The sequence below is a fragment of the Thiothrix winogradskyi genome (assembly GCF_021650935.1).
Classification (GTDB): Bacteria; Pseudomonadota; Gammaproteobacteria; order Thiotrichales; family Thiotrichaceae; genus Thiothrix; species Thiothrix winogradskyi.
In genome coordinates, this window is sequence record NZ_CP091244.1 from 2,941,842 (window position 1) to 2,965,688 (window position 23,847).

At 51.6% G+C, this 23,847-nt stretch carries 27 protein-coding genes; 15 read left to right on the forward strand and 12 right to left on the reverse strand.

All coding sequences use genetic code 11. From position 1 onward, the window contains the following. The first annotated feature begins 112 nt into the window (after nucleotides 1–112). Genes L2Y54_RS14770 through L2Y54_RS14795 form a run of 6 tightly spaced genes read left to right on the forward strand, consistent with a single transcriptional unit; the run spans nucleotide 113 to nucleotide 5,800 of the window. Nucleotides 113–1,462, forward strand: coding sequence for an NAD(P)/FAD-dependent oxidoreductase (locus L2Y54_RS14770; RefSeq protein WP_236497133.1), 1,350 nt, complete (start codon nucleotides 113–115; stop codon nucleotides 1,460–1,462). Then, nucleotides 1,459–2,220, forward strand: a complete 762-nt coding sequence (locus tag L2Y54_RS14775; protein ID WP_236497135.1) for a DUF1365 domain-containing protein — start codon at nucleotides 1,459–1,461, stop codon at nucleotides 2,218–2,220. Before L2Y54_RS14770 ends, L2Y54_RS14775 begins: the two co-directional genes overlap by 4 nt. Beyond that, nucleotides 2,220–3,437, forward strand: a complete 1,218-nt coding sequence (locus L2Y54_RS14780) for an SAM-dependent methyltransferase (protein ID WP_236497137.1) — start codon at nucleotides 2,220–2,222, stop codon at nucleotides 3,435–3,437. The genes L2Y54_RS14775 and L2Y54_RS14780 overlap by 1 nt, the downstream gene beginning before the upstream one ends. Further along, nucleotides 3,434–4,798: an MFS transporter gene (locus L2Y54_RS14785; protein WP_236497138.1), complete on the forward strand. Its 1,365-nt coding sequence runs from the start codon at nucleotides 3,434–3,436 to the stop codon at nucleotides 4,796–4,798. Before L2Y54_RS14780 ends, L2Y54_RS14785 begins: the two co-directional genes overlap by 4 nt. Continuing rightward, nucleotides 4,788–5,258: a DUF3833 domain-containing protein gene (locus tag L2Y54_RS14790; protein WP_236497140.1), complete on the forward strand. Its 471-nt coding sequence runs from the start codon at nucleotides 4,788–4,790 to the stop codon at nucleotides 5,256–5,258. The genes L2Y54_RS14785 and L2Y54_RS14790 overlap by 11 nt, the downstream gene beginning before the upstream one ends. Nucleotides 5,259–5,269: 11 nt before the next feature. Beyond that, nucleotides 5,270–5,800 (forward strand): chalcone isomerase family protein, encoded by a 531-nt coding sequence (locus L2Y54_RS14795; protein ID WP_236497142.1) that lies wholly within the window; start codon nucleotides 5,270–5,272, stop codon nucleotides 5,798–5,800. On the opposite strand, the gene L2Y54_RS14800 is transcribed toward L2Y54_RS14795, so the two are convergent. After that, the gene (locus L2Y54_RS14800; protein WP_236497144.1) at nucleotides 5,795–6,214 is read right to left on the reverse strand and encodes a nuclear transport factor 2 family protein; all 420 of its coding nucleotides are present in this window, start codon (nucleotides 6,212–6,214) and stop codon (nucleotides 5,795–5,797) included. The genes L2Y54_RS14795 and L2Y54_RS14800 overlap by 6 nt on opposite strands. Further along, on the reverse strand, nucleotides 6,214–6,957 hold the full coding sequence (locus L2Y54_RS14805; protein ID WP_236497146.1) for an SDR family NAD(P)-dependent oxidoreductase: 744 nt from the start codon (nucleotides 6,955–6,957) through the stop codon (nucleotides 6,214–6,216). Before L2Y54_RS14805 ends, L2Y54_RS14800 begins: the two co-directional genes overlap by 1 nt. Before the next feature lie 134 nt (nucleotides 6,958–7,091). Between L2Y54_RS14805 and L2Y54_RS14810 the strand changes: the two genes are divergently transcribed. Next, nucleotides 7,092–7,598 (forward strand): HU family DNA-binding protein, encoded by a 507-nt coding sequence (locus L2Y54_RS14810; protein WP_236497148.1) that lies wholly within the window; start codon nucleotides 7,092–7,094, stop codon nucleotides 7,596–7,598. Here L2Y54_RS14810 and prmB read toward each other — a convergent pair. Continuing rightward, nucleotides 7,595–8,506 (reverse strand): 50S ribosomal protein L3 N(5)-glutamine methyltransferase, encoded by a 912-nt coding sequence (gene prmB, locus L2Y54_RS14815; protein ID WP_414718478.1) that lies wholly within the window; start codon nucleotides 8,504–8,506, stop codon nucleotides 7,595–7,597. The two genes, L2Y54_RS14810 and prmB, sit on opposite strands and share 4 nt — an antisense overlap. 129 nt (nucleotides 8,507–8,635) lie before the next feature. Between prmB and L2Y54_RS14820 the strand changes: the two genes are divergently transcribed. Next, a complete protein-coding gene (locus L2Y54_RS14820; protein ID WP_236497151.1) occupies nucleotides 8,636–9,169 on the forward strand; it encodes a TIGR00645 family protein in 534 nt (177 codons plus the stop codon). A gap of 11 nt (nucleotides 9,170–9,180) precedes the next feature. Here L2Y54_RS14820 and L2Y54_RS14825 read toward each other — a convergent pair whose 3' ends face one another. Together L2Y54_RS14825 and L2Y54_RS14830 are read right to left on the reverse strand one after the other, a co-directional pair. Continuing rightward, nucleotides 9,181–9,948 (reverse strand): fumarylacetoacetate hydrolase family protein, encoded by a 768-nt coding sequence (locus L2Y54_RS14825; RefSeq protein ID WP_236497152.1) that lies wholly within the window; start codon nucleotides 9,946–9,948, stop codon nucleotides 9,181–9,183. 32 nt (nucleotides 9,949–9,980) lie between these two features. Beyond that, nucleotides 9,981–10,652: a lysophospholipid acyltransferase family protein gene (locus L2Y54_RS14830; protein ID WP_236502040.1), complete on the reverse strand. Its 672-nt coding sequence runs from the start codon at nucleotides 10,650–10,652 to the stop codon at nucleotides 9,981–9,983. A gap of 243 nt (nucleotides 10,653–10,895) precedes the next feature. Between L2Y54_RS14830 and L2Y54_RS14835 the strand changes: the two genes are divergently transcribed. From L2Y54_RS14835 to L2Y54_RS14850, 4 genes are all read left to right on the forward strand, one after another. Next, nucleotides 10,896–11,939 carry a substrate-binding domain-containing protein gene (locus L2Y54_RS14835; protein WP_236497154.1) on the forward strand — a complete coding sequence of 348 codons (1,044 nt, stop codon included), beginning with the start codon at nucleotides 10,896–10,898 and terminating at the stop codon, nucleotides 11,937–11,939. A gap of 184 nt (nucleotides 11,940–12,123) precedes the next feature. Further along, complete coding sequence (locus tag L2Y54_RS14840; protein WP_236497155.1) at nucleotides 12,124–12,435, forward strand: helix-turn-helix domain-containing protein; 312 nt, start codon at nucleotides 12,124–12,126, stop codon at nucleotides 12,433–12,435. Further along, nucleotides 12,432–13,685, forward strand: a complete 1,254-nt coding sequence (locus L2Y54_RS14845; RefSeq protein ID WP_236497157.1) for a type II toxin-antitoxin system HipA family toxin — start codon at nucleotides 12,432–12,434, stop codon at nucleotides 13,683–13,685. The genes L2Y54_RS14840 and L2Y54_RS14845 overlap by 4 nt, the downstream gene beginning before the upstream one ends. 84 nt (nucleotides 13,686–13,769) lie before the next feature. Next, nucleotides 13,770–15,329: a protein adenylyltransferase SelO gene (locus L2Y54_RS14850; protein WP_236497158.1), complete on the forward strand. Its 1,560-nt coding sequence runs from the start codon at nucleotides 13,770–13,772 to the stop codon at nucleotides 15,327–15,329. Here the strand turns inward: L2Y54_RS14850 and L2Y54_RS14855 are convergent. From L2Y54_RS14855 to L2Y54_RS14885, 7 genes are all read right to left on the reverse strand, one after another. Next, nucleotides 15,326–15,658 (reverse strand): hypothetical protein, encoded by a 333-nt coding sequence (locus L2Y54_RS14855; protein WP_236497160.1) that lies wholly within the window; start codon nucleotides 15,656–15,658, stop codon nucleotides 15,326–15,328. The two genes, L2Y54_RS14850 and L2Y54_RS14855, sit on opposite strands and share 4 nt — an antisense overlap. 140 nt (nucleotides 15,659–15,798) lie before the next feature. Continuing rightward, a complete protein-coding gene (locus L2Y54_RS14860) occupies nucleotides 15,799–16,275 on the reverse strand; it encodes a rhodanese-like domain-containing protein (RefSeq protein ID WP_236497162.1) in 477 nt (158 codons plus the stop codon). A 2-nt stretch (nucleotides 16,276–16,277) separates the two neighbouring features. Continuing rightward, on the reverse strand, nucleotides 16,278–16,952 hold the full coding sequence (locus L2Y54_RS14865) for a response regulator (protein ID WP_236497164.1): 675 nt from the start codon (nucleotides 16,950–16,952) through the stop codon (nucleotides 16,278–16,280). Nucleotides 16,953–16,987: 35 nt separating this feature from the next. Beyond that, complete coding sequence (locus L2Y54_RS14870) at nucleotides 16,988–18,664, reverse strand: ATP-binding protein (protein ID WP_236497165.1); 1,677 nt, start codon at nucleotides 18,662–18,664, stop codon at nucleotides 16,988–16,990. A 4-nt stretch (nucleotides 18,665–18,668) separates the two neighbouring features. Next, entirely contained in the window at nucleotides 18,669–18,980 is a 312-nt protein-coding gene (locus tag L2Y54_RS14875; RefSeq protein ID WP_236497166.1) for a HesB/IscA family protein, read from the reverse strand. Then, nucleotides 18,977–20,407 carry a cobyrinic acid a,c-diamide synthase CobB gene (locus L2Y54_RS14880; RefSeq protein ID WP_236497168.1) on the reverse strand — a complete coding sequence of 477 codons (1,431 nt, stop codon included), beginning with the start codon at nucleotides 20,405–20,407 and terminating at the stop codon, nucleotides 18,977–18,979. The genes L2Y54_RS14875 and L2Y54_RS14880 overlap by 4 nt, the downstream gene beginning before the upstream one ends. 31 nt (nucleotides 20,408–20,438) lie before the next feature. After that, on the reverse strand, nucleotides 20,439–21,341 hold the full coding sequence (locus L2Y54_RS14885) for a CPBP family intramembrane glutamic endopeptidase (protein ID WP_236497169.1): 903 nt from the start codon (nucleotides 21,339–21,341) through the stop codon (nucleotides 20,439–20,441). Nucleotides 21,342–21,545: 204 nt separating this feature from the next. Here L2Y54_RS14885 and oppB point away from each other — a divergent pair, with 204 nt between their 5' ends. From oppB to L2Y54_RS14900, 3 genes are read left to right on the forward strand one after another with little or no spacing between them, the layout of a single operon-like run. Continuing rightward, a complete protein-coding gene (gene oppB, locus L2Y54_RS14890) occupies nucleotides 21,546–22,466 on the forward strand; it encodes an oligopeptide ABC transporter permease OppB (protein WP_236497171.1) in 921 nt (306 codons plus the stop codon). Continuing rightward, nucleotides 22,459–23,298, forward strand: a complete 840-nt coding sequence (locus L2Y54_RS14895) for an ABC transporter permease subunit (protein WP_236497173.1) — start codon at nucleotides 22,459–22,461, stop codon at nucleotides 23,296–23,298. The genes oppB and L2Y54_RS14895 overlap by 8 nt, the downstream gene beginning before the upstream one ends. Nucleotides 23,299–23,357: 59 nt before the next feature. Next, nucleotides 23,358–23,834, forward strand: coding sequence for a Uma2 family endonuclease (locus tag L2Y54_RS14900; RefSeq protein WP_236497174.1), 477 nt, complete (start codon nucleotides 23,358–23,360; stop codon nucleotides 23,832–23,834). Nucleotides 23,835–23,847: the final 13 nt, after the last annotated feature.

Here is a 23,847-nt window from a genome sequence, read left to right on the forward strand (position 1 = left end):
GTCCGTAACGATAAACCCCACAAAAAATTTGTTTTTTAGCATTTTCCTGCATCCATAACGCATACTCGACCGTATAAGTAAGGTATAGGTTTTGACAAAGGAAGTGCGTTATATGTACAAGAAAAATGTGGCAATTATTGGCTCAGGCATTACAGGGCTTGCATCAGCTTGGCTGCTCCACAAACAATACAACGTCACCCTGTTTGAAAAAAACGCCTACATCGGCGGGCATACCCACACCATCGACGTACCTGAAGCAGACCGCCAGATCCCCGTCGACACCGGCTTTATCGTCTACAACGACCGCAACTACCCCAACCTCATTGGGCTATTCGCGCAACTCGGCATCCCCACCCGCGACACCGATATGTCATTCGGCTTCTCGCTAAACCAAGGCGAATTGGAATATTCCGGCTCTAGCCTCAATACCCTGTTTGCACAACGTAAAAACCTGTTCCGCCTGAGCCACTGGCATTTGCTCAAAGAAATCATGCGTTTCAACAAAGTGGCGCACCGCTTGCTTGAAAACCCCGTTGCCGCCCCTGACATGAGTTTGGGTGAAATGCTCGACGCACATCAGTTTTCCAGCGATATGCGCGAACATTACCTGTTGCCAATGGGTGCGGCGATTTGGTCATGCCCCGTTGACACCATGCTCGCATTTCCCGCGCTCAGTTTCCTCCGCTTCTTCGCCAACCACGGCTTGATCGACATTCAAAACCGTCCCCAATGGCGCACCGTTTGCGGAGGAAGTTCTTTTTACGTGCGTAAACTCCTCGCGGAAATGGGCGACAAAATCACCATTCAATCCGGCGCAATACGTGTCGAACGCAGCGCCACGCAAGCCAGCATCTTCACCGCCACCGCCCAACACGACTTTGATGCGGTAATTTTTGCCTGCCACGCCGATGAAGCGTTGGCACTACTCGCACAACCCAGCGTGGAAGAACAACGCATCCTCGGCTGCTTCCGCTACGAAAAAAACCAAACCTATTTGCACACCGACACCAACCTCATGCCCGTCAATCGCAAAGTCTGGTCGTCCTGGAATTACCTTGCCACCAGCCAGCCAGAATACGTCAATGCTCGCCAACAAATGACCGCGACCTATTGGATGAATAACCTGCAAGGGCTGGACACCAGCACCGATTATTTCGTCACCCTCAACCCGTATCAGTTGCCGCGTGACTCGCACATCATTGCTGAAATGACCTACGAACACCCGATCTTCGACCAAGCCGCCGTCGCCGCGCAGCCGCAACTTGCCAGCCTGCAAGGGCAACAGCAGTCGTGGTTCTGTGGCAGTTACCACCGCTACGGCTTCCACGAAGATGCCATCGCCTCGGCAGTGAAGATTTGTGCAGATTTTGGCGTTACCCCGGTTTGGGTCAAAGCACAGGAAGAATCGAAGACTCCTCAGCCTGTGCTTCCGTTGTCGATAGCTGGGGCGGTCACACCATGAAAACGCTTGCATCTGCATCTGTCTTTCCCTCAACAGTCATGCACAGCAGGCGTTTTCCGGTGAGTTACCGTTTCAGCTATCGCGTTTTTAGTTTGTTAGTGGACATCGACCGGCTGGATGAAGTCGGGCGTAACCCACTGTTTTCCATCAACCGTTTCAACCTGTTCAGCCTTTACCAACGTGATCATGGCGCACGCGATGGCAGTGCTTGGCGCGGCTGGGCAGAAACCTTGTTGCGCGACAATGGCATTGACGCTGCCATTGGCAACATTCAATTGCTGTGTTTCCCGCGTATCTTGGGTTATGGCTTTAACCCGTTAAGTTTGTGGTTCTGCCATGACGCGGCGGGAAAATTGCTCGCGGTGATTTGCGAAGTGCGCAATACCTTTGGTGAACACCACCATTATTTACTGCCAGTAGCCGCTAACGCCCCCATCGTCACCGGCAGCAAGCAAAAAGTGTTTCATGTATCCCCGCTTATGGCGATGGATGCGCGGTATGAGTTTTTTATTCACCCGCCCGGCGACACCCTGAATATTCTGATTCACGAATACGTAGGCAATGAATTAATGCTGATTGCCAGCCAACGCGGGAAACGCCAGCCGTTTACCACTGCCGTTTTGCTGCGGCAATTTGCACTCATCCCCTTCATGACGCTGAAAGTCATGATCTTGATTCACTGGCAAGCCCTGAAAATATGGCTAAAAGGCGGCAAGTTTTATCGCAAGCCTGCGCCCCCAACGGAGACCGTAACCTAATGCCCTTAGAAACCACCCTGAACCCGCCATTAGTACCCCGTTTTGATCACCTGCCCACCCTGAAACGCTGGTTATTAGCAACGTTTGCCCGCATTCAATACGGGCGGCTCAGCATTCATTTGGATGGCGAATATTACGTGCTGGGGCATTCCGACGAATTGCACGCCAGCATTCACATTCACCGCCCCTTACGCCTCGCGCTGAAATGTTTGACCAAAGGCGATTTAGGGTTTGGTGAAGCCTACATCGCAGGCGATTGGTCAAGCGATCATCCAGCGGATTTGCTAACCCTGTTATTACGCAATTGGGAACAATTCGGCAACACACTGGATAGTCGCAAGCTGCTACGCAAACCCGCCAACTGGTTTCACCAACTGCGCCGCAACAGTGTCCGCAATAGCCGCAAGAACATTGCCCACCATTACGACATGGGCAACAATTTCTACCGCGAATGGCTGGACAGCACCATGACGTATTCGTCAGCGTTGTACACCACCCCAGACTTAAGCCTAGAACAAGCGCAACGTGCCAAATACCAACGCATTTTGGATGAATTGCAGGTGCAAGCGGGGCAAACCGTGCTGGAAATCGGTTGCGGGTGGGGCGGTTTCGCGGAAATGGCAGCCGAACAGGGTTGCAAAGTTCATGGCATTACCCTTTCCAGCGAACAATTGGCCTGGGCGCAACAGCGTTTGGAACGTTTTGGCGAACAAACCGTACTGGAATTGCGCGATTACCGCCACCTAGAAGGCACTTACGACCACATTGTTTCGATTGAAATGTTCGAGGCGGTGGGCGAACAGTATTGGGAAACCTATTTCCAAACATTGCAACGTCACCTCAAACCGGGCGGGCGTGCCGTGCTGCAAATCATCACCATTGGCGATGACTGGTTTGAAACCTACCGGTCGCGGGCAGATTACATCCAACGCTATATCTTCCCCGGTGGGATGTTGCCGAACCCTGCCAGCCTCGAAAAACTGGTGGCGGGTAGTCACCTCAAGCAGATTAATCAGGTTAGTTTTGGCAAGGATTATGCGCGGACGCTGCGGGAGTGGGATGAACGTTTCATCGCTGCCCTGCCAACATTGCGCCCGCTGGGGTATGACCAACGCTTTGAACGCTTGTGGCGTTATTACCTCGCGTATTGCGAAGCGGGTTTCAACGAAGAACGCATTGATGTGATTCAGGTAACGCTGGAGAAACCCTTGTCATGAAAGCCGCCCATTATCGCCAGTTGCTGTTTTACGGCTTACCGGGGCTACCGCTGGCGATGTTGGGCTTACCGTTGTATGTGTATTTGCCGTCGTTTTATGCGCAAGAATGGCATCTGTCACTGACGGTGATTGGCATTGCGCTACTGGCAGCACGCGGTTTTGATGTGCTGACTGACCCGCTGATTGGCTGGGCAAACGACAAGGTGAACAGCCGTATTGGGCGGCGCAAATTGTTCATCTTATTGGGAACACCGTTATTGCTGGTGGGGCTGGATTATTTGTTGCGCCCTGTGGGTAATGTCGATGGGCTGTATTTGTTTACTTGGTCTATGGTCACGTATTTGGGTTGGACGTTGATCAGCATCCCCTGGCAAGCATGGGGGTCGGAAATGACCCACGATTACCACGGCAAAAGTGCCTTATCCGCCAGTCGCGAAGTGTTTGCTATCCTCGGCACGGTGGTGGTGATTAGCTTGCCGTTTTTGATCGGCGCAATGGATAACATTGCACTCACGCTGGATACCCTTGCCAAGTTGTTGTGGGTGTTATTGCCCTTGAGCCTTTTACCCGCGTTGCTGTGGTTGGTGGAACGCCGCCAAGTGCGTCGGTTCGCGCCGTTGCGCAAGGTGGGCAGCATTCTCTCAGCACATCCCGCGATACGCCAGTTGCTGCCCGCTTATTTTGTTAACAGTTTAGCCAATGCCCTGCCCGCTACCTTGTTCATTTTGTTTGTGACCCATGTATTGCAAGCCCCTGAACAGGTCGGCATGGTGCTAATGGTGTACTTCCTCAGCGGTATTGTTGGTCTCCCGCTGTGGTTGTGGCTCGCTCGGCGCATCGACAAAAGTCGGGCATGGGTATTGGCTCTTGTATTGTCGGTGGCAGCGTTTGTGTGGGTTCCGTTTTTGGGCGCAGGCGATGTGTACGGGTTTCTTGCGGTTTGTGTCATCAGCGGTTTGGCATTGGGGGCTGATGTGGCATTGCCTGCGTCAATGCAAGCGGATATTGCCCAGCAAATGGAACATCAGGGCAATCCGCAGACCGGTTTGCTATTTGGTTTGTGGGGATTGCTGACGAAATTGGCACTCGCGTTGGCGGTGGGGATTGCGTTTCCGTTGTTGGATTGGGCGGGGTTTGCGCAAGAGGCAGCACCGCAAAGCGATACAACTTTATTAACGATGGCTTTATTGTATGCCGGGCTGCCTGTATTGCTGAAAAGCTGGGTAATTTGGCGCATGTGGCGATTTCCATTCAGTGAAGTCGATTTTCGGGATTATTGGGAGATGAGTTATGCGAATGCGCTCTATTCTGTTCACCCTTCTGCTATTCATGATAAGCGGGTGCAGCAACATGAAGATTGAAGATTACGCCGCGTTTGAACCAAAACTTGACCTATTTGCCTATTTTCAGGGCAATACCCGTGGTTGGGGCGTGTTTCAGGATCGCAGCGGCGCATTGAAACGCCAGTTCGTGGTCGACATCAAAGGCGAGGTCAACAAGGATGGCGAATTGGTGATGACCGAAGATTTCGTGTGGAACGACGGCGAAATCTCCCAACGCATTTGGTACATCCGCAAACAAGACGCACACCGTTACAGCGGGCGGGCGGCGGATGTAGTCGGTGAAGCGCAAGGCGCGGCTTACGGCAATGCACTCAATTGGCAATACGATTTGAATTTGCCGGTGGATGGCAAAGTCTGGCAGGTGCATTTCGATGACTGGATGTATTTGCAGCCGGATGGCGTATTACTGAACCGCGCAAAAATGAGCAAGTTTGGTTTCACCTTGGGCGAAGTGACGATTGCATTTCAGAAAAAGTAAGGGGTAGCGAGATGTTACGGAAAAGTTTATTGCTGGCATTGTGCTGTTTACCGCTGACAGTAGCGGCGGCTGTTCCCGCTGGCTTGCAAACCGCAGGCAAAGGCGAAGCACTTTACCTTGGCGTGATCAAAGTGTACGACGCGGAATTGTCGGTTAGCCCTGATGCGAGTCGCGCTACGGTGCTGGATGCAGGGGTTTCGCGCTGTTTAAAACTGGATTACGCGGTGGAATTGACTGCCGACAAATTCACGCTTGCCGCCGAAACCGTACTGAAACGCCAACATGACGCGGCAACCTTGGCGCAAGTTCAAGCACAACTGGATCAGCTTCATGCGGCGTATGCCGATGTAAAAGTGGGCGATGTTTACCAGATGTGCTATGACGCAAAAGCGCAAACCACCAGCTTGCTGTTGAATGGCAAGGTGATGACGCGGGTGAAATCCGCTGAATTCGCTGAAGTGTATTTCGGGATTTGGTTAGCGGAAAAGAAACCGATTGCGCAGGAGTTGCGGGAGCAGTTGCTCAAGGGCTTGGATTCATGATGCCGTCAACTTCCCCCGCAACCAGCGCATCACCCACCCCAACACCGGCAACTTGCTGTAAATATGCTCCGCCGGATCCCAATAATCCACATGCTCCACCGCCAAACCAGCATCATTAAACCGCACCACGCTCGTGCCGGGGATTTCCCAACGCTCGCCTTTCAAGGTCTGAAAATGGTAATCCCAGCGAATAAACAGCGTATTCCCCACCAGCGCGTGATCCACAATCATAAAGCGTGAATGCTGGTTGGTCGCAAACATGTGCGCAAAAATCCGCGTAATCGCCGCCAACCCGCGCACATCATTAAACGGGTCTTTGAACCGCGCATCCGCCGCAAAAATTCCCGCCAAACGCTCCAAGCTATCTGCCTGCAAGGTCGTAAATGTACGCAAATAACGTTCCACATGCTCCATTACGCCGCCCCCTTCGTCAGTTTGAAATACAACCAATATGGCAAGATACGCAGCAGTTTCATCAAATACGCAAAGCGTTTCGGAAACGCAATCTCGAAATTCTGACGCGGCAAATCACGCATAATCGCTTGCGCCGCGTCCTCCACTTCCATCAGAAACGGCATTTTGAAGTCGTTTTTATCGGTCAGCGGCGAACGCACAAAACCGGGGTTAACCACCCGCAACAATACGCCCCGCGCTTTCAACTCCAGATGCAAGGATTCCGCCAAGCTAATCACCGCCGCTTTGCTGGCACTGTAGGGCGCAGATTTTGGCAAACCGCGATACCCCGCAATACTCGCCGTCAGCAAGATTTGCCCACGCCCTCGCGCCAACATCAACGGTAAAATCGCATCCAGCCCGTTAACCATGCCCAAATAATTCACCTCGCATAACTTACGAAATAACGCCGGATCAAAAGCATCCAACGGCATCGGTGTGTAATCGCCCGCATTCAGCACACACAAGTCAATTTCACCGAGTTCGCGGGTAATCGCCGCCGCTGCCGCGTGTAAGCTTTGCGCATCGGTCACATCCAACGGGTAAGGTGTTAAGGAAGGATGGCGCGTTTGCATCGCTTGCAACGGCTCGCTACGCCGCGCACTGATCGCAACTTGCCAGCCCGCTTCCGCCAACGCAAACGCAAGCGCTTGCCCAATACCGGAACTTGCGCCGACTAACCAAGCGACTGAAGGTGTTGTCATAATTGTTGCACTCTGGGGCTGGGGGGTGAGGGGTAACAATGCCTCTCGAACGAAAGATCATTGTAACGGGCTGGAACTGAAAGCCCTAATGCCCAGTCAAACTCCAGTATAATCATGAGTGTAAGGAGTATTTTATGAGCGCGATGCGTTTTGGCAGTCTAGCCGTGCTGGCGAGCAGCGTATTGTTGAGTGCGTGTGTGCCGAATGGGATGTATATCGACCCGTTCAACCCGTGGGGTGCGCCAACCTACCCGCCCGCGACACCCATGCCCGTCACCTATGTTGATGTTTACAAATACCAAGGTTCGCGCCAATGTGAAGGCGGTGGCATACCCTTAGAGGAAATGCAGCGCCAATTGCAAAGCGGTGGCGCAGTTGTCACCCATAGCAGTTGTGGCATGGACGGGCGCATGTACCCTGCATTTTGTGGCGGAGCGGATGGCAAAATCAATATTTTCACCATCACCAGCAACTCCATGAATGCCGCGTTAGCACAAGGGTTTACCCCACTGAATACTCTACCGGAAGCACAAAAAACCAATTGCTACGGTTCCGCCCCCAGCACCGGCACGAGCACTACGTACCCGTATGCAGGCACGGGTGGCGATACATCCTACTACACGTATCGCCTGAAACCTTAAGCAGCCAACTCACGTACCTGATCGGCGGTGAGCAGGAATACACCGTCACCGCCGCGTTCAAACTCCAACCAATGGAATAGCACATCGGGGTAAGCCGCTTGCAGTGCATACTGGCTATTGCCCACTTCCACCACCAAAATCCCATTCGGGGTAAGGTGACGGGCGGCGTCACGCAAAATACGGCGGGTGTGTTCCAGACCGTCTTCACCGGAAGCTAACGCCAAAGCTGCCGGTTCATGCAAAAACTCCGGGGTCAAGGTCGCCATATCTTCCGCATCCACATACGGCGGGTTGCTCACAATAATGTCGTACTGCCGACCTTGCAGGTTATCAAACAAGTCCGATTCAATGGCTTCGACCTGACCTGCCAATTGATGGCGTTCAATATTAATCTGCGCCACTTCCAGCGCCCAAGGGGAAATATCGCTCAAATCCACCCGCACATGAGGGAAGGCATAGGCACAGGCGATCCCGATACAACCACTACCGGTGCAAAGATCCAAAACGCGATGGACTTGTGGGGGTTCAATCCACGGCGCGAATTGCTTTTCAATGTATTCGGCAATCGGCGAACGCGGAATCAGCACATTTTCATCCACATAAAACGGCAAGCCCAAAAACCAGCCCTCGTTGGTCAGGTAAGCTGCCGGTTTGCGCGTTTCCACCCGCTGTTGCACAATGTCCGCGACGGCTTGGCGCTCATGGCTGGTCAGGCGACCGTCAAAATACAAATCGGGCGTATCCACCGGCAAATGCAAGGTATGCAGCACCAAATACGCTGCCTCATCAAACGGCGACGCCATGCCGTGGGAAAAACTCAATTCCGCTTCGGCAAACCGACTTGCGCCCCAACGAATATAATCCTTAATCGTTAACAATTCAGCGTGGTTGAAATCCATAATCTCCATCATCGCATCAGTCCAAAGGGAGTCTATCATCCCGTATTTTGCGGAATGCTACCATGTTTATTGCCAGCACCCACGCTACCCCCTATGATTGCGCCCATTCTTAACCTAGCAAAAAAAGCAAACATCGCCATGAAACAAATCGAAAGTCTTTTTGAACGCTTCCTGTTCACCAGCCGCTGGCTACTGGCTCCCGTCTACTTAGCGTTAGTGGTCGCCCTAGGCGTATTATTGGTCAAAGCTGGGAAAATCACCTGGGGGTTATTGGCTAACATTATGACTGCCACCGATGATGACATTATCATTGGCGTATTATCCCTCGTAGACGTTTCCCTAATTATGAACTTACTGATCATTATCATTTTTAGCGGCTATGAAACCTTTGTGTCCAAAATGGAAGATCTACACGGTCACGCAGATCGCCCAGATTGGATGGGGCACATCGGTTTCAGCGACTTGAAACTCAAACTCATCGGCTCTATCGTCGCCATTTCCGGGGTTGACTTGCTCAAGTCTTACATGGCATTGGGTACGCCCTACGCCCCCACCAACCAAGAAATGGCGTGGATGGTGGGCATACACGTGACATTTGTAATATCCGGTGTGTTGTATGCCCTCACTGATCGTTTAACCCACGGTGTCAAACCGCCCAAAAACGCCAAGTAATGGCTTAACGCTTAACCGAAACGGTTGGTCAGCTCGCCGATACCCGCGATGCTGACCACCACGGCATCCCCGTCATTCATCCCGCACACCCCCACTGACGTACCGCAGGCAATAATATCACCCGCTTCTAGGGTCATATCGTGCGAAATCTTGCTGACAATCTCATACGGTGAAAAGAACATATCCGCCACCGGGTAGTTTTGCTTTTCCTCACTATTCAACTCAACCCGTACTCGCAACGCTGCCGGATCAAGCCCGGTGGCAATACTAGGGCCAAACACGCCAAACTGATCGAAACTTTTCGCCCGCGTCCAATGCACGAACACCGGGTCTTGTTTCAGCAAATCGCGGGCGGTGACATCATTCACGCAGGTATAACCGAAGATATAATCGGGCGCTTGTTCCAGCGAAACCCCTTTACAACGTTTACCGATGACAATGCCCAATTCGCCCTCGAACACCACCATGCCGTTGTAACCACTGGGGCGCGGTATGACATCACCCTGCCCCGCAAAACTGTTCGCCGCTTTGAGGAAATACAGCGGGTGCGCGGGCTTATGCAGATTTTCCACCACTGCCCGTTCCTGAAAATTATTCCACAAGCCAATCAGCTTGGAAGGTTCACACGGGCGCAACAATTGCACCGCTGCCAAGGCAAACTCACGCCCGCTCAGCGCATGTTCGGCAAACATATCACCTTGATATTCCGTGATAATGCCATGTGCCAACGTCCCAAAACGGGTTTCACCCTCGGTGGAAAAACGTACCCATAGTGCCATCAGTCTGCTCCTGTTAAAACAATGCCTAAAGCTTACGGTTGCAACGCACAAAAAGCACGGATTTGTTGCTCGCAAGCCGCCGCCAGCGCTTTACGGTCGGTACCTGTTGTTGTCATTGGGGGTAGAAAATGAATTTCCGCCTGAACACCGGATTCTGCCAGCAATGCTTTCAAATTATCCCACAAGGATTGCTGATCCACATACGGCACGGCGGGATGCGTCAAACCATCACGCCCCGGATAACGCAACGCCACGGGTTGTACCGCAACACCCGCATCAAACGCCGGAGCAAACAAACGCGCATGAAAGGTACGCACATCATTCCCCGTGGTGGTGGTGCCTTCCGGGAATAGCAGTACCGAATCCCCCGCCTGCAATGCCTGCAAAATCGTCGTCGCGGCTTGTGCTGCCGCGCCCACTTTACCGCGCGTAATGAATAATGTGCCGGATTTTTCTGCCAGCCAACCGATCACCGGCCATTGACGCACTTCTTGCTTCGACAGAAAACGCGGGTTAGCGACACCACCCAGCAGAGCAATATCCAGCCATGAAATATGATTAGCCACCATCAATACCGCCTCATCAGCGGGCTTGCCCACCACCTTGAGTTGTACCCCAATGATTCGCCCTGCTTTGCCTAGCCACCAACGTACCAAGCGCGGATAAAAAGCAGCTTGCCACACCCCGGCAAACACTACTGTCATTAACACACCGACACCTGTGTGTATCACTAACCGAATCAACCGTACTGTTCTGCGTAATTGCTTCATCTTATTTTCCTAGTTTCCGATGACCTGAGGTTATTGGGTTGTATTCCTTCGCGAAAGAGCATAACCGTATTTTTTTGTGTTTGTCACAAAGCTGTCATATTCACCGCCTATAGTTCGCAGCAGTTCAACACTGACACTGCTTGAAAACGATTGATTTAAAACTTTGGAGATTTTCAAATGAAGAAACTTGCTCTGGCGATTGCTGCTGCTCTGGCGCTGTCTGCTACCGCTGCTCACGCACGTGACAACATCGAAATCGTGGGTTCTTCCACTGTTTATCCTTTCACCACAGCAGTTGCTGAAACATTTTCTAAAAAGACTGGCAACCCAGCCCCTAAAGTTGAGGCAACTGGTACTGGCGGCGGCATGAAATTGTTCTGCGCGGGTGCTGGCGTTGAAACCCCAGACCTGACTAACGCTTCACGCCGCATGAAAAAAAGCGAATTTGAAGACTGCAAAAAGAACGGCGTTGATGCTATCACTGAAATCAAAATGGGCTACGACGGTCTGACTATCGCGCAATCCAAAAGCAGTGATGAATTCAAAAACTTCACCCTGAAAGATTTGTACATGGGCTTGGCGAAAGACGTGCCTAACGAAAAAGGCGAGTTAGTTCCTAACACCGCCAAAACTTGGAAAGAAGTTAACGCTGAACTGCCAGACGTGAAAATCGAAGTGCTCGGGCCGCCACCTACCTCTGGTACTCGTGACTCTTTCAACGAGCTGGGTATGGAAGGTGGCTGTAAGCAAGTAGAATCCCTGAAAGCCCTCAAAGAAAAAGACGAAAAAGCTTACAAAGCGGCTTGTCAAACCATCCGTGAAGACGGTGCGTATATTGAAGCGGGTGAAAACGACAACCTGATCGTGCAAAAACTGGAAGCAAACCCTAAAGCCTTGGGCGCATTCGGTTTCAGCTTCCTTGAGCAAAACGAAGACAAACTGCGCGGTTTGGCTATCGGCGGCGTTGCACCTTCAGCAGAAGCGGTTATTGATGGCAGCTACCCCATGTCACGTTCCATGTTCGTTTACGTGAAAAACAGCCACGTTGACCAAGTAAAAGGCATCAAGGAATTTGTTGCTGAATACGTGAGTGAAGCAGCAATGGGTGCTGATGGTTACTTGGCAGACAAAGGTTTAGTGCCTGTTGATGCTAAGGAACTGCCAGAAATCGCCAAGAATGCAACGTCATTGACCGCAATGACCGGCGACGACTTGAAATAATAACATCCTCCTCCGAAGATAATATTTCTAACAACGGAATTGAAGGGAGTGCCTCGGCACTCCCTTTTTTCGTGGCTAACCAGCGCACAGTAAATTCGCTTAGACACCCCTAAAGAAACAACTTGCATACTGTTAAATTCAATAAAAAACAGCTAGTATGATGTTTAAACTTCAGGGATTCACCATGAACATCCAGCAACAAATCCGCGCCCGCCGCCGCGCCTTAGGCTTTACCCAAGCCGCCATGAAAACCCGCATCGGCATGGGTCAACAACAATACCAACGCATCGAGGCCGGGGGTAACGCCAACCTTGACACTATCCAGCTTATTGCCGACGGGCTAAATGCCGACTTGATGCTGATCCCCCGCAATCGGGTACAGGCAGTACTGAATTTACTCAATGGCATAGAGCCGACACCTGCCCCAACAACTTCAGCCGACCTTGAAGACCCTTGGAAAGAGTTACTGGCTGATTTATACGAGGAAGAAGCGTGACGGCTAAAACGCAAGCCAGCGTATTGGCGCTTCAACTGCACGGTTGCCACCTTGCCTACCTGACAGGGTTTGCAGGTGGGCGTAATACCATCACCTTCACCCCTGACTACCTGAACGCCACCGAACGCCCGACCTTCACCCTGTCCCAACTCGGCAACCCCAAACTGTTCGATAAACCGTGGACAACGCAATTGAGGCTCCATCCGGCACTATCCAACCTATTACCGGAAGGTGCATTGCGGGAATGGGTAGCCCGCAACCTGAAAATCCACCCTGACAATGAGTTTCCCCTGCTGGCATGGTTAGGCAACGACCTACCCGGCGCACTCATTGCTACACCAGTTGACCCGTTGCAAGTACCTGACTGGGTATTGTCAGGGCATTCGCGAACCGCTCGCCTGCTGATTCCCATCAACCATGACGGACAACGTTTTTCCCTCGCCGGGGTGCAAATGAAATTTTCCGGCAGGCACAAAGACGGGCGCTACCACATCAGCCAAGCAGGTGAACTGGGCAACTGGATCATCAAAACACCTTCCACTCTTTACCCAGGCGTACCCGCCAACGAATACACCTGCATGACACTGGCACAACTTGCTGGGGTGGAAATCCCCGACATCCGCCTACTGCCATTGGCTGATTTGGAAGGTTTACCCGCTATCCAGTTACCGGCGGAAACCCATGCTTATGCTATCCGCCGTTTTGACCGTGATGCGGATGACGGGCGTATCCATACCGAAGATTTCGCCCAAATCCTGCAAAAATACCCGCACGAAAAATACCACAGCAGCAACTACGAAATGCTGGGGCGCATCCTCCAGCAATTCAGCGCCGACGGCACGGCTGACCTGCAACAACTGGCACGCCGCCTGCTGGTTAATATTTTGCTCGGCAACGGCGATGCCCACCTGAAAAACTGGACGGTTATCTACCCAGACCAAATAAATCCACAACTTGCCCCCGCCTATGACATTCTCTATACCCAAGCCTACATCACGGGCGAAACCCAAGCTGCCCTGAACATGGGAGGTAGCAAAGACTGGTACAAACTGGAATGGCAACACTTCCAGCGTTGGGCAAAAAAAGTCGGTATTTCATGGGCATTGATTGAAACCAGCTTGTATGACACGCTAGAACGCGCCCGTAATTTGTGGCCTGCTGCCCTACAAGAACTGCCGATGCTGGATGTTCATAAAGCAGCCTTACACACCCACTGGCAACGCCTGAACCCAGCGTGGCGAATGACCTGAGCAATCCACCCCGCCCATTGCGGCTTCTCGACACGCTCCTCTTCATCTGGTTTGCTTGGCAGCATTCCACCAACAGGATCCCCCATGCGTCCTTTAAACTTTGACAACCGCTTTGTACGCGAACTCCCCGGCGATACCGACGGGCTTAATGTACCGCGCCAAGTACACAACGCACTGTGGTCAAGCGTGCAACCCACGCCAGTAGCCAATCCACAATTACTGGCGTATTCGCCCGAAGTAGCTGCACTGCTGGGCTGGACAGATGCCGACATTCAACACCCCGATTTCGCGCAAGTCTTCGGCGGCAACCAATTGCTCACGGGAATGCAACCCTATGCGGCTTGCTACGGCGGACACCAATTCGGCGGCTGGGCAGGACAATTGGGTGACGGACGCGCCATGAGCCTCGGCGAAACCCTCAATAGCGCAGGCGAACGTTGGGAATTGCAACTCAAAGGCGCAGGTTCCACTCCTTATTCACGCCGTGCGGATGGGCGAGCGGTATTGCGCTCCTCAGTGCGCGAATTCCTGTGTAGCGAAGCCATGCACCATCTCGGTATTCCCACCACCCGTGCCTTGAGTCTGGTTGCGACGGGTGATGGCGTGTTACGCGATATGTTTTACGATGGCAACGCGCAAATTGAACCGGGGGCAATCGTGTGCCGGGTTGCGCCCTCGTTCACCCGCGTTGGCAACTTTGAACTACCTGCCTCGCGTGGCGACCTCCGCTTGCTGGAACAATTGGTGGATTTCACCATCGCCCGCGATTACTCCGAACTGCAAGGCGATACGCAAGAAAAACGCGGGCAATGGTTCTTGGAAATCTGCCGTCGCACAGCGGTGATGATTGCGCACTGGATGCGAGTTGGCTTCGTGCACGGGGTAATGAACACCGACAATATGTCGATCCTGGGTCTGACCATCGACTACGGACCTTACGGTTGGCTGGAAGATTACGACCCCATGTGGACACCTAACACCACCGACGCCCAAGGCAAACGTTACAGCTACGGGCAACAACCCTATATCGGTCACTGGAATCTGGCACGTTTGAAAGATGCCCTGAAACCCGTGATCAGTGATACCAATGTGCTGCAAGCCGGTTCGCAATTGTATGCGGATACTTACAGCGAAACCTTCGGCACGATGCTGGCGGCGAAATTCGGGATTCGGGAACTCTCTGATGAGGATGCGCCCTGGATCAATGGCGCATTTGAATTGTTGCACAAAGCGGAAGTGGATATGACGCTGTTCTTCCGTAATCTGGCATTATTAGATGTGCAGCAACCAACGCTTACCCCGCTCTATCCCGCATTCTACCGCGATGATTTATTGCAGCAATACCATGCCGAATGGGAGCAGTGGTTACAGCTTTATTGCCAACGGTTGCAGCGTGATGGTATGTCTGACCAAGAACGTCAGCAGCGTATGAATACCGTTAACCCGCGTTTTGTGTTACGCAATTACCTCGCGCAACAAGCCATCGACCAAGCCAGTGCGGGCGACAATAGTATGATTACAGAATTGTTGGACGTGTTGCGTCACCCTTATGCTGAGCAAGCGCACTATGCAAAATTTGCCGAAAAACGCCCCGAATGGGCAAGGCACAAAGCGGGATGTTCGATGCTGTCTTGCAGCTCCTAATTCACTAGCGGCTTACGAGTCGGTAAAGCACAAAAAGTGGTGCATTGCTTATTGTTGCCAAGATTGATCTCAACATCCTGCTGCCGCTTGGGCTGCGGAGGCTTAGCCTCCACCCGAATGCTGGCTGGTGAGGTATTCAAGGGCACGCCTTCATTTGCCGGAGCGGGTTCTGATGCCCCTGTCTCTGTCTGTTGCTGAAACGGATTAATGGAAGAAGCCGCGCCCGACACGGCTTCTGAGACATTAGTGAGCGTGGAACAAGCGGATACCGAAAAACCACTCAATAATACCACCATACACGCCAAGGTTCGTGGGCTGGTCATTTTCATTTGCTAGTCTCCTTACATTGCCCAATAACAGGGCTGTTTTTACACAACAAGCCTAGTGTAGCAGTAAAGAGACAAAAATTCTGTTGATTTTATTGATATGTTGTGAATTGCATACAAAAAATATATTTCAAATACCCGCTTTACCCCTTGGGCTGCATTTGTTCCGGGCGCGTGGGCGGGTCTAATTCGGTTTCCGCCCAATCCACATCCACTGGCTCACCCGCTTTATTGAACAAGGGCAATTCATAATCATTCCAGCCGCGTATCCCGGTTTTCATGGAATACACCTGCTGATAACCCAGTAACTGCAAGGTCAGTGCAGCCAGTGCAGTACGGTTTCCCGAACGACACACCAGCACCACCGGCTTATCACGTGCCATCACTAACTCAGGAATGGTGTCGGAATAACCCCAATCACAAGAGGTTTCCAAAATACCACGCGGCACATGCAGGGAATCTTTCAGGTGCGCCGCGTCATATTCATCGGCTTCGCGAATATCGACAATCAGCACATCAGGGTTGCTGGCTTGCAGCGCTTCCACATCCCACGGCATCAATTCCTGAATATGGGGCAACGCATCGGCAACCAGTGCCGCAAAGGTTTTAGGCTTATTCACGCTTAATGCTCTGCATTAGCCGCTTCGACACGGATACCGTGTTCCACCGCCATTACCGCTGCGGTAATACGGGAGCTGACATTTAATTTACGTAAAATGGCTTTAACATGCAGTTTTACCGTGCCATCGGAGATGCCTAGGTTGCGGGCAATGACTTTGTTACTCTGACCTTCTGCCAACAAGGTAAGGATTTCGTATTCACGCGGCGTCAATTCAGAGAATGGGTTGGCAATCTTGTCTTCATGCGCCCGCGCATCACCGCCTTGCACCACTCTTGCCAATACCGGCGCGAGTTCCGGGGCAACCACGGTTTTGCCTGCGACGATTTCGCGCAAAGCCACCACTAATTCATCGGGTTCAATGTCTTTGAGCAAGTAACCGCGTGCACCACTGCGCAAAGCTTCCACTAAATCGTTTTCATTGCTGCTGGTGGTGAGCATGACGACACGCAGATTCGGGGTATTTTTGCGTAACTGGCGTAATACCGTGAGACCGTCCATTTGCGGCATCCGCATATCCAGCAAGACAATATCCGGTTCGAGGTTGAGGGCAGCGGCTAAGCCTTCGTCACCACTGCCAACCGCAGCGACCACTCGGATACCCCGCCGGGTCAGTAAATCTTCCAAACCTGCACGAAACAGGGTGTGGTCATCAATCAACAATACTTTTTCGTTCATGTGGGGTCGCTTGTTACTGTGGTCATCAGAGCAGGTTACATGCCAAACAAGTCAGAAAGCTTCTTAGTTGGCGGTGCATCGAAATTTAATTGTATCAGTGTACCCTCACCCGGTTCACTTTCAAACTGTATCTCACCACCGATCTTGTCCGCCCGCTCCTGCATAATGCGTAAACCGATGTGTTCACCCGTGGTAGGGTTAGGTTCGGGCAAAGGGTCAGGCAAGCCAATACCGTCGTCTTCCACTAAAATGCTGCACCGACCTTCTTCATTGCTGTACAGTAACAAGCGCACGGTAGCGGCTTGGCTGTGCTTGCGAATATTGGTCAGTGATTCTTGCACAATGCGAATCACCTCCAACTCAACTTCGCGTGATAAATCTTTCAGTGCCCAATTATGGTAGAAAAAAACTTCCATACCGGTTTCTTGGCGGAAACGCTCGGTCAGACGTTCAACTGCCCGTAAAATTCCCTTGCCATCAATCGGCGCACGAAAATCGGTAATCAAGCTGCGTAACTCGGCGTAAGCTTCGTCGATGGTGTTTTCCAGCACCTCCAACTCATGCCACATATCCGCTTCCGCCCCACGATTGAAGGAGTCATCCAGCAAACGTACTTTAAAACGCAAACTGGCAAGGGTTTGTGCCAGTGAATCATGCAACTCGTGCGCCATACGGGTACGCTCTTCCATGATCGACAGGGTGCGCATGTCTTCATCGCTATTGGCTTTCTCAATCGCCATACCCAAATGCTGACCGATGCTGAGCAACAACTCGTCATCTTCCACCTTATCGTAACGCCCTTGCCGAATGAAGAGATTGTAAATGCCCAGAATTTTATCGCGATATTGCAGCGGAATCGCCAGCATTTCCAAATCTTGCTGCCCCGCACATAAGGGCTTGCCTAAAATCACATTGCATTGTGCAACATCGCCACGCACTTTAATTCCACGCTCACTGGCAGCTTTACCGCATAAACAATCAGGTCGAGGCAAAGTTTCTTCAGCTTTTAGGGCGGCTGTATTCAAACCAATGCTGGATACCAAGCGCATATTGCCCTCACGATCCAGCAAACGCACGGTCGCCGCTTCCGCGTGTACCACATCGGTCAGGGTATGCAGAAACCGCTTGAGTAAATCCTCCAAACTATCGGCACGATTAACACAGGTTGCCACCTCGTAAAGAACGCTAAGGTGACGCTTTTTCTGGGCAAGGTATTTTTCCTGCCGACTCATGCGTTTTTGCTGCACCCGTGACAGTGCCTGATAATCTTCGGTAATCGCGTTGATTTGCTCGCGAATTTTGCGCGACGGACAGCTTTTTCCTGAAATTGGCATCCGCGCACTGAAATCACCTTTACGCAAGCGAATCGCCCAGCGGGATAATTCCGCACCAAACCGTGAAAATTCCCGCCACATCCAATACAGCAATGACAAAACACCCGCACCCGCGATAAGCCACAAACCGGTCATCACAGGCGCAATCCACTGATACTCCGCTTTGCTGCTGGTAGCCCAAAAATAGACAGCACCAATGACAGTAAACGTAAAAACCAACACCATCAGGCTAACTTGTGCCTGCCAGGGCAGATCAATAACCGGGCGACCTTCCTGACTCGCCCAGTAGCTCTCGCGTGAAATCGTCTCCGCAACATCGTCAACGTCTGGCTGAGGCAATGTGGTGGGAATGGGGAGTTTGACGACGCTTTCTTGCATGAAATTATGCCTGTGGTGGACGGTAATTAGGGTCATTCGGATTGATGAAAACAAACTCCAGTTTACCGTCGATTTCCACATAGTCCAGAGTCATACCTGCCACTAAAGGCTGGGAAACCTCATCTACCACCAGCGCCACACCTTCGGATTCGATCTTTTGGTCACCTGCTTTGTCCTGATCATCAAAGCCCATCAGGTAATGAAACGCGCCATCAGGCTTTCTTTGGATAGCAATGCGTAACGGTAAACCAATGGCATTACCCTGTACCGAAGCGGTACGAACTTGAGTAGCAGCGGTGGCAGTAACTGTGATCATGCAGTAGGATTCCTTTGGGTTTGACGGATAAACTCAACAAAACGCTGCGCCCACCTAAACTGGGCGGTATCGCGCATGTGCGTGTAAGAGGCTAACAAATTGCGGTAAATCCAGCCATCGTGTTGACCATCAATGCCGGTTCCGCGTTGCATACGGTAGGCGAATTTACCCGTTGCGGTCAAATTCTCAAGTCGCGAATAGTGGAACTCGTGCGCATTAATGGTATGCAACGTGTCGCCACCCGGCCAAGGCATATCGGCGGTTTCCTGCAATTTCACGTAACCCCTGCCCTGCGGCTTGGTATGCATTACCGCATCGCCAGGAATCACCCCCACCATTGGCGCTTGCTGCCCGTTCCAAATTAGGCTGCGGGAAAGGTACATCAAGCCGCCGCATTCCGCATACGTCGGCAAACCGTTGTCGATGGCATCGCGGATGGATTCGCGCATCGACGTATTCGCCGCCAGTTGCTGCATGTGGGTTTCGGGGAAACCACCGCCGATGAACAAACCGTTGATGTTAGGCAAGGCAGCATCTTTCAGGGTATTGATGGGGACAAGCTGCGCACCGGCTTGTTGCAGGGCATCAAGGTCGCCGGGGTAATAAAAACCGAAAGCGGGGTCTTGGCAGATACCGATGCGCAGAAACCCCTCACCCCAACCCCTCTCCCTCAAGGGGAGAGGGGCTAAGATATTCTTTTCTTCCTCCCCCTCTCCCCTTGAGGGAGAGGGGGCTGGGGGGGTGAGGGGTTCTTCCGCAATCCCCAACAACGTCGCCAAATCCACTTGTTCAGCCACCAAATCCCGAATCCGCCCAATCTGTTGTTCTGCTTCACCACTCTCATTGCTCGGCATCAAGCCCAGATGACGCTCTTCGATCTCCATTTCGGGATTGTTTTGTACTGCACCCAATACTTTGATGTCAGTGTAATGCTCAACAGATTCGCGTAACTTAGTCGCATGGCGAGCACCCCCCACGCGGTTAAAAATAATTCCGGCAATGTTTACTTCGCGGTCAAATGCCTGATAACCGAGCAATAACGGGGCAATACCGCGCGTCATACCGCGTGAATCCACCACTAAGATAACTGGGGATTGGGTCAGTTTAGCCACCGCCGCATTGCTATCCGCACCATCCAGCGCCATACCGTCGTACAGCCCTTTGTTGGCTTCGATCAACGCGATGTCCGCATTTTTCGAATAATGCTGCACCATCTGAATGATTTCATCCGGCGTCATGGTATTAAAATCAAGATTGTGGCAAGGACGCTGACTGGCAGCCCCCAACCACAAAGGGTCGATATAATCCGGCCCTTTTTTGAAAGGCTGGACACGTAAACCCTGGGCGTACAAAGCCGCACACAGACCAATGGAAAGTGTCGTCTTGCCAGAAGATTTGTGGGTTGCGGAGATAAAGATTCTTGCCATGAATCCATTCTACCGCAATTTTCTTATATTATTAAATCTTAATATTGTCGTGACGTTGCCAGACAAACACAATCCAATAGAAGACAGCGGCGATCACCACAAAGCTGACCAGACTCGCCACCGGATCAATTTCACTAGCGGTAAACAAGGACGGCGCAGGCAATGCTGAACCCTCATAATTCATAACCAATACCGCGAACAGATTATTCGCGGCATGAACCCCAATCGCCAACTCCAGGGAATTACTTTTGACCGTAATAATGGCTAAAAACAAGCCCATTAACAAATACAATAACGGAATCAGGTAGGCATTCGCCCCGACTTCTGGATTTGCTAAATGTGCCGCCATGAAAAGCAACGAAGACCCCAACACCGGTACGACTGCACTGCGCCCCCACAACCCCAACCATTGCATTACATAACCCCGAAACAGCAATTCTTCAGCCGCTGCCTGAAGCGGGGTAATCACCAGCGCAATCGGCAGGAAAATCAGGAATTGTGTTGCATCAAACGTCATCTGGTATTCATCAGGCTTGAATAACACCTCCAGTAAGGTTGCCAAGGCAATCAAACCCAAAAAGACAGCAAAGCCCTTAAACATGAGTTTCCAGTCAATGCGCATAAACGGCGTAATGAGGCTAGTGAAGTAACGTTGGTGTAAAAAACGCACCGTAATGAACACCCCCAGCAGCATTGCCAGCAAGGTGAAGTTGATCCCCAGATAAGGCCACAGGCTACTGACCCCCTCAAACTGCAAGGTACTCAGGTCAACATTAGTGGCAGGATCATCGTCACCCAACAGCATAACCACCATGATTCCTAACGGAATCGCACCCAACACCTGCCAGAAAACCGCAATGACCAATAAGCCAAGTACGTACCGCCACCAATGATTTTTACCCAGACTGGCCAGGCTCAGATAACTTGTGTTCACCTATTTTCCTTAATTATGTAATTCACATCATACAACTGTAAGTTATTGTAGCGCATATTTTGAATTGCACATGCAATAAGAGACAACCATAATCAAGATCAATAGACTCAGTAAACCGACCTGCTGGTCATTTCAGACCAACGGAGAGAAGCACACGCTTGTAGCACGGCGAAACGAGTTAAATCTCACCACGATAAGGTTTGTATGTTGCAGTATGTCGTTAAACGCTTGCTAGGTGCGCTGCCCACCTTGCTGGTGATCATTACCTTGGCGTTCTTTTTAATCCGTTTAGCACCGGGCGGGCCGTTTGATACCGAACGCCCCATGCCGCCAGAAATTGCGGCGAATATGGAACGTGCTTACCACTTGGATAAGCCTTTGCCGGTGCAATACGGGTATTACTTGCTCAATGTGTTGCAAGGGGATTTGGGGCCGTCGTTTAAGTACAAGGATCACAGTGTCAGCAGCTTGATTGCGGAAGGGTTTCCGGTGTCTTTGCAATTGGGGGTGTTTGCCATGCTGCTCGCCTTGCTGGTTGGGATACCGGCAGGAATGTTGGCGGCGTTGCATCACAACCGCCCGCTGGATCACGCGGTAATGGCGGTTTCCATGACGGGTATTACGATACCCAATTTTGTCATGGCACCGTTATTGGCGTTGGTGTTTGGGGTATTTTTGCATTGGCTGCCGGTAGCCGGTTGGGATCAGGGCTGGAAATCAGCAGTGTTACCAGTGATTGCGTTGGCATTGCCGCAAATTGCGTATGCGGCGCGGCTAATGCGTGCCAGTGTGCTGGAAACCTTGTCTAGCCCGCATATTCGTACTGCGGTTGCCAAAGGCTTACCGATGCGGCTGATTGTGTGGCGGCATGTATTGAAAGGAGCATTGCTGCCAGTATTGTCTTGGCTGGGGCCTGCGACAGCGGCGATTATTACCGGTTCGGTGGTGATTGAGCAGATTTTCGGAATTCCGGGCATCGGGCGACATTTTGTGCAGGGGGCATTGAATCGGGATTACACGTTGGTCATGGGCGTGGTGATCTTTTACGGCGCGTTAATTATTTTGATGAATTTGCTGGTGGATGTAATTTACGGCTGGATGGATCCGAGGGTGCGTTATGATTAAACACAAAGCATTACAGCGCTTATTGCGTAACAAAATGGCGGTCGGCAGCGCCATCGTCTTGCTGTTGATTGCCGTCTTGTGTGTGTTGGGGCCGTTGTTTAGCCCGTACCCTTACGACGAAATTTATTGGGATGCCATGGGAATTCCGCCCGATGCCGCGCAAGGTTTCTGGTTTGGGACGGATGCGAATGGACGGGATTTATTCGTGCGTACCCTGATTGGCGGGCAGATTTCGTTAATGGTGGGCTTGGCGGCAACCTCGGTCAGTTTGCTTATCGGCGTTTTGTATGGGGCAACGGCGGGGTATTTGGGCGGGCGTACTGATGCGCTGATGATGCGCTTGGTGGATGTATTGTATGCCCTGCCCTTTATGTTTTTCGTGATTTTGCTAATGGTATATTTCGGGCGCAGTATTTTCCTGATCTTCGTAGCAATCGGTGCGGTGGAATGGTTAACAATGGCGCGGATTGTCCGTGGGCAAGCCTTATCCTTGAAAGGTCGCGCCTTTGTGGAAGCCGCACGGGTCAGCGGCGTGAGTCATTTCGGAATTATCCGCCGTCATATCGTCCCCAATACCTTGGGGTCAGTGATTGTGTATGCCACCTTGACTGTGCCACAAGTTATCTTGTTTGAATCGTTTTTGAGCTTTTTAGGCTTAGGGGTGCAAGAACCGCTGACCAGTTGGGGCGTGTTGATTGCAGAAGGTGCTGCGCAAATGGAAACTGCACCGTGGATGTTATTATTTCCCGCCGGATTTTTAGCGGTGACGTTGTTCTGCCTCAATTTTTTGGGCGATGGTTTACGGGATGCGTTGGATCCAAAGTCAGGATGAAACAGGGGTAACAAACCATGCTAAACTGTTCAAGTAATCCGTCACACTAGGGCATCACAATGGAATGGTCAGAAGTTATCGACAACCCATTACTGCAAAACTTACCGTTCAAAATTGAGCTGAATAAGTTTGGCAAGCTCTTGATGAGTCCCGCTTCCAATAGCCACGGCAGGTTTCAGGGGCGAATTGCGGGGGCATTGTGGCAACGCCAACCCGAAGGTGAAGTCATTACCGAATGCTCCATTCAAACCTCAGAAGGTGTGAAAGTGGCAGATGTCGCGTGGGCTTCAGCGGCTTTCATTACCGAATTCGGCTATGTCACCCCGTATCCCAAAGCCCCAGAACTGTGCGTTGAAATCGTATCACCGTCCAATTCCAAAATAGAAATTGCGGAAAAAGTGGAGCTATACCTCGCCAAAGGGGCGCAAGAAGTGTGGGTAGTGTACGAGAATAATCACATGGAAATATTCACTCACGTTGGGCAGATTGAACAGAGTAAGTTTGCACCGGACATCAAAACCCAAATTTTCCGTTAAGAGAAGAAACCCC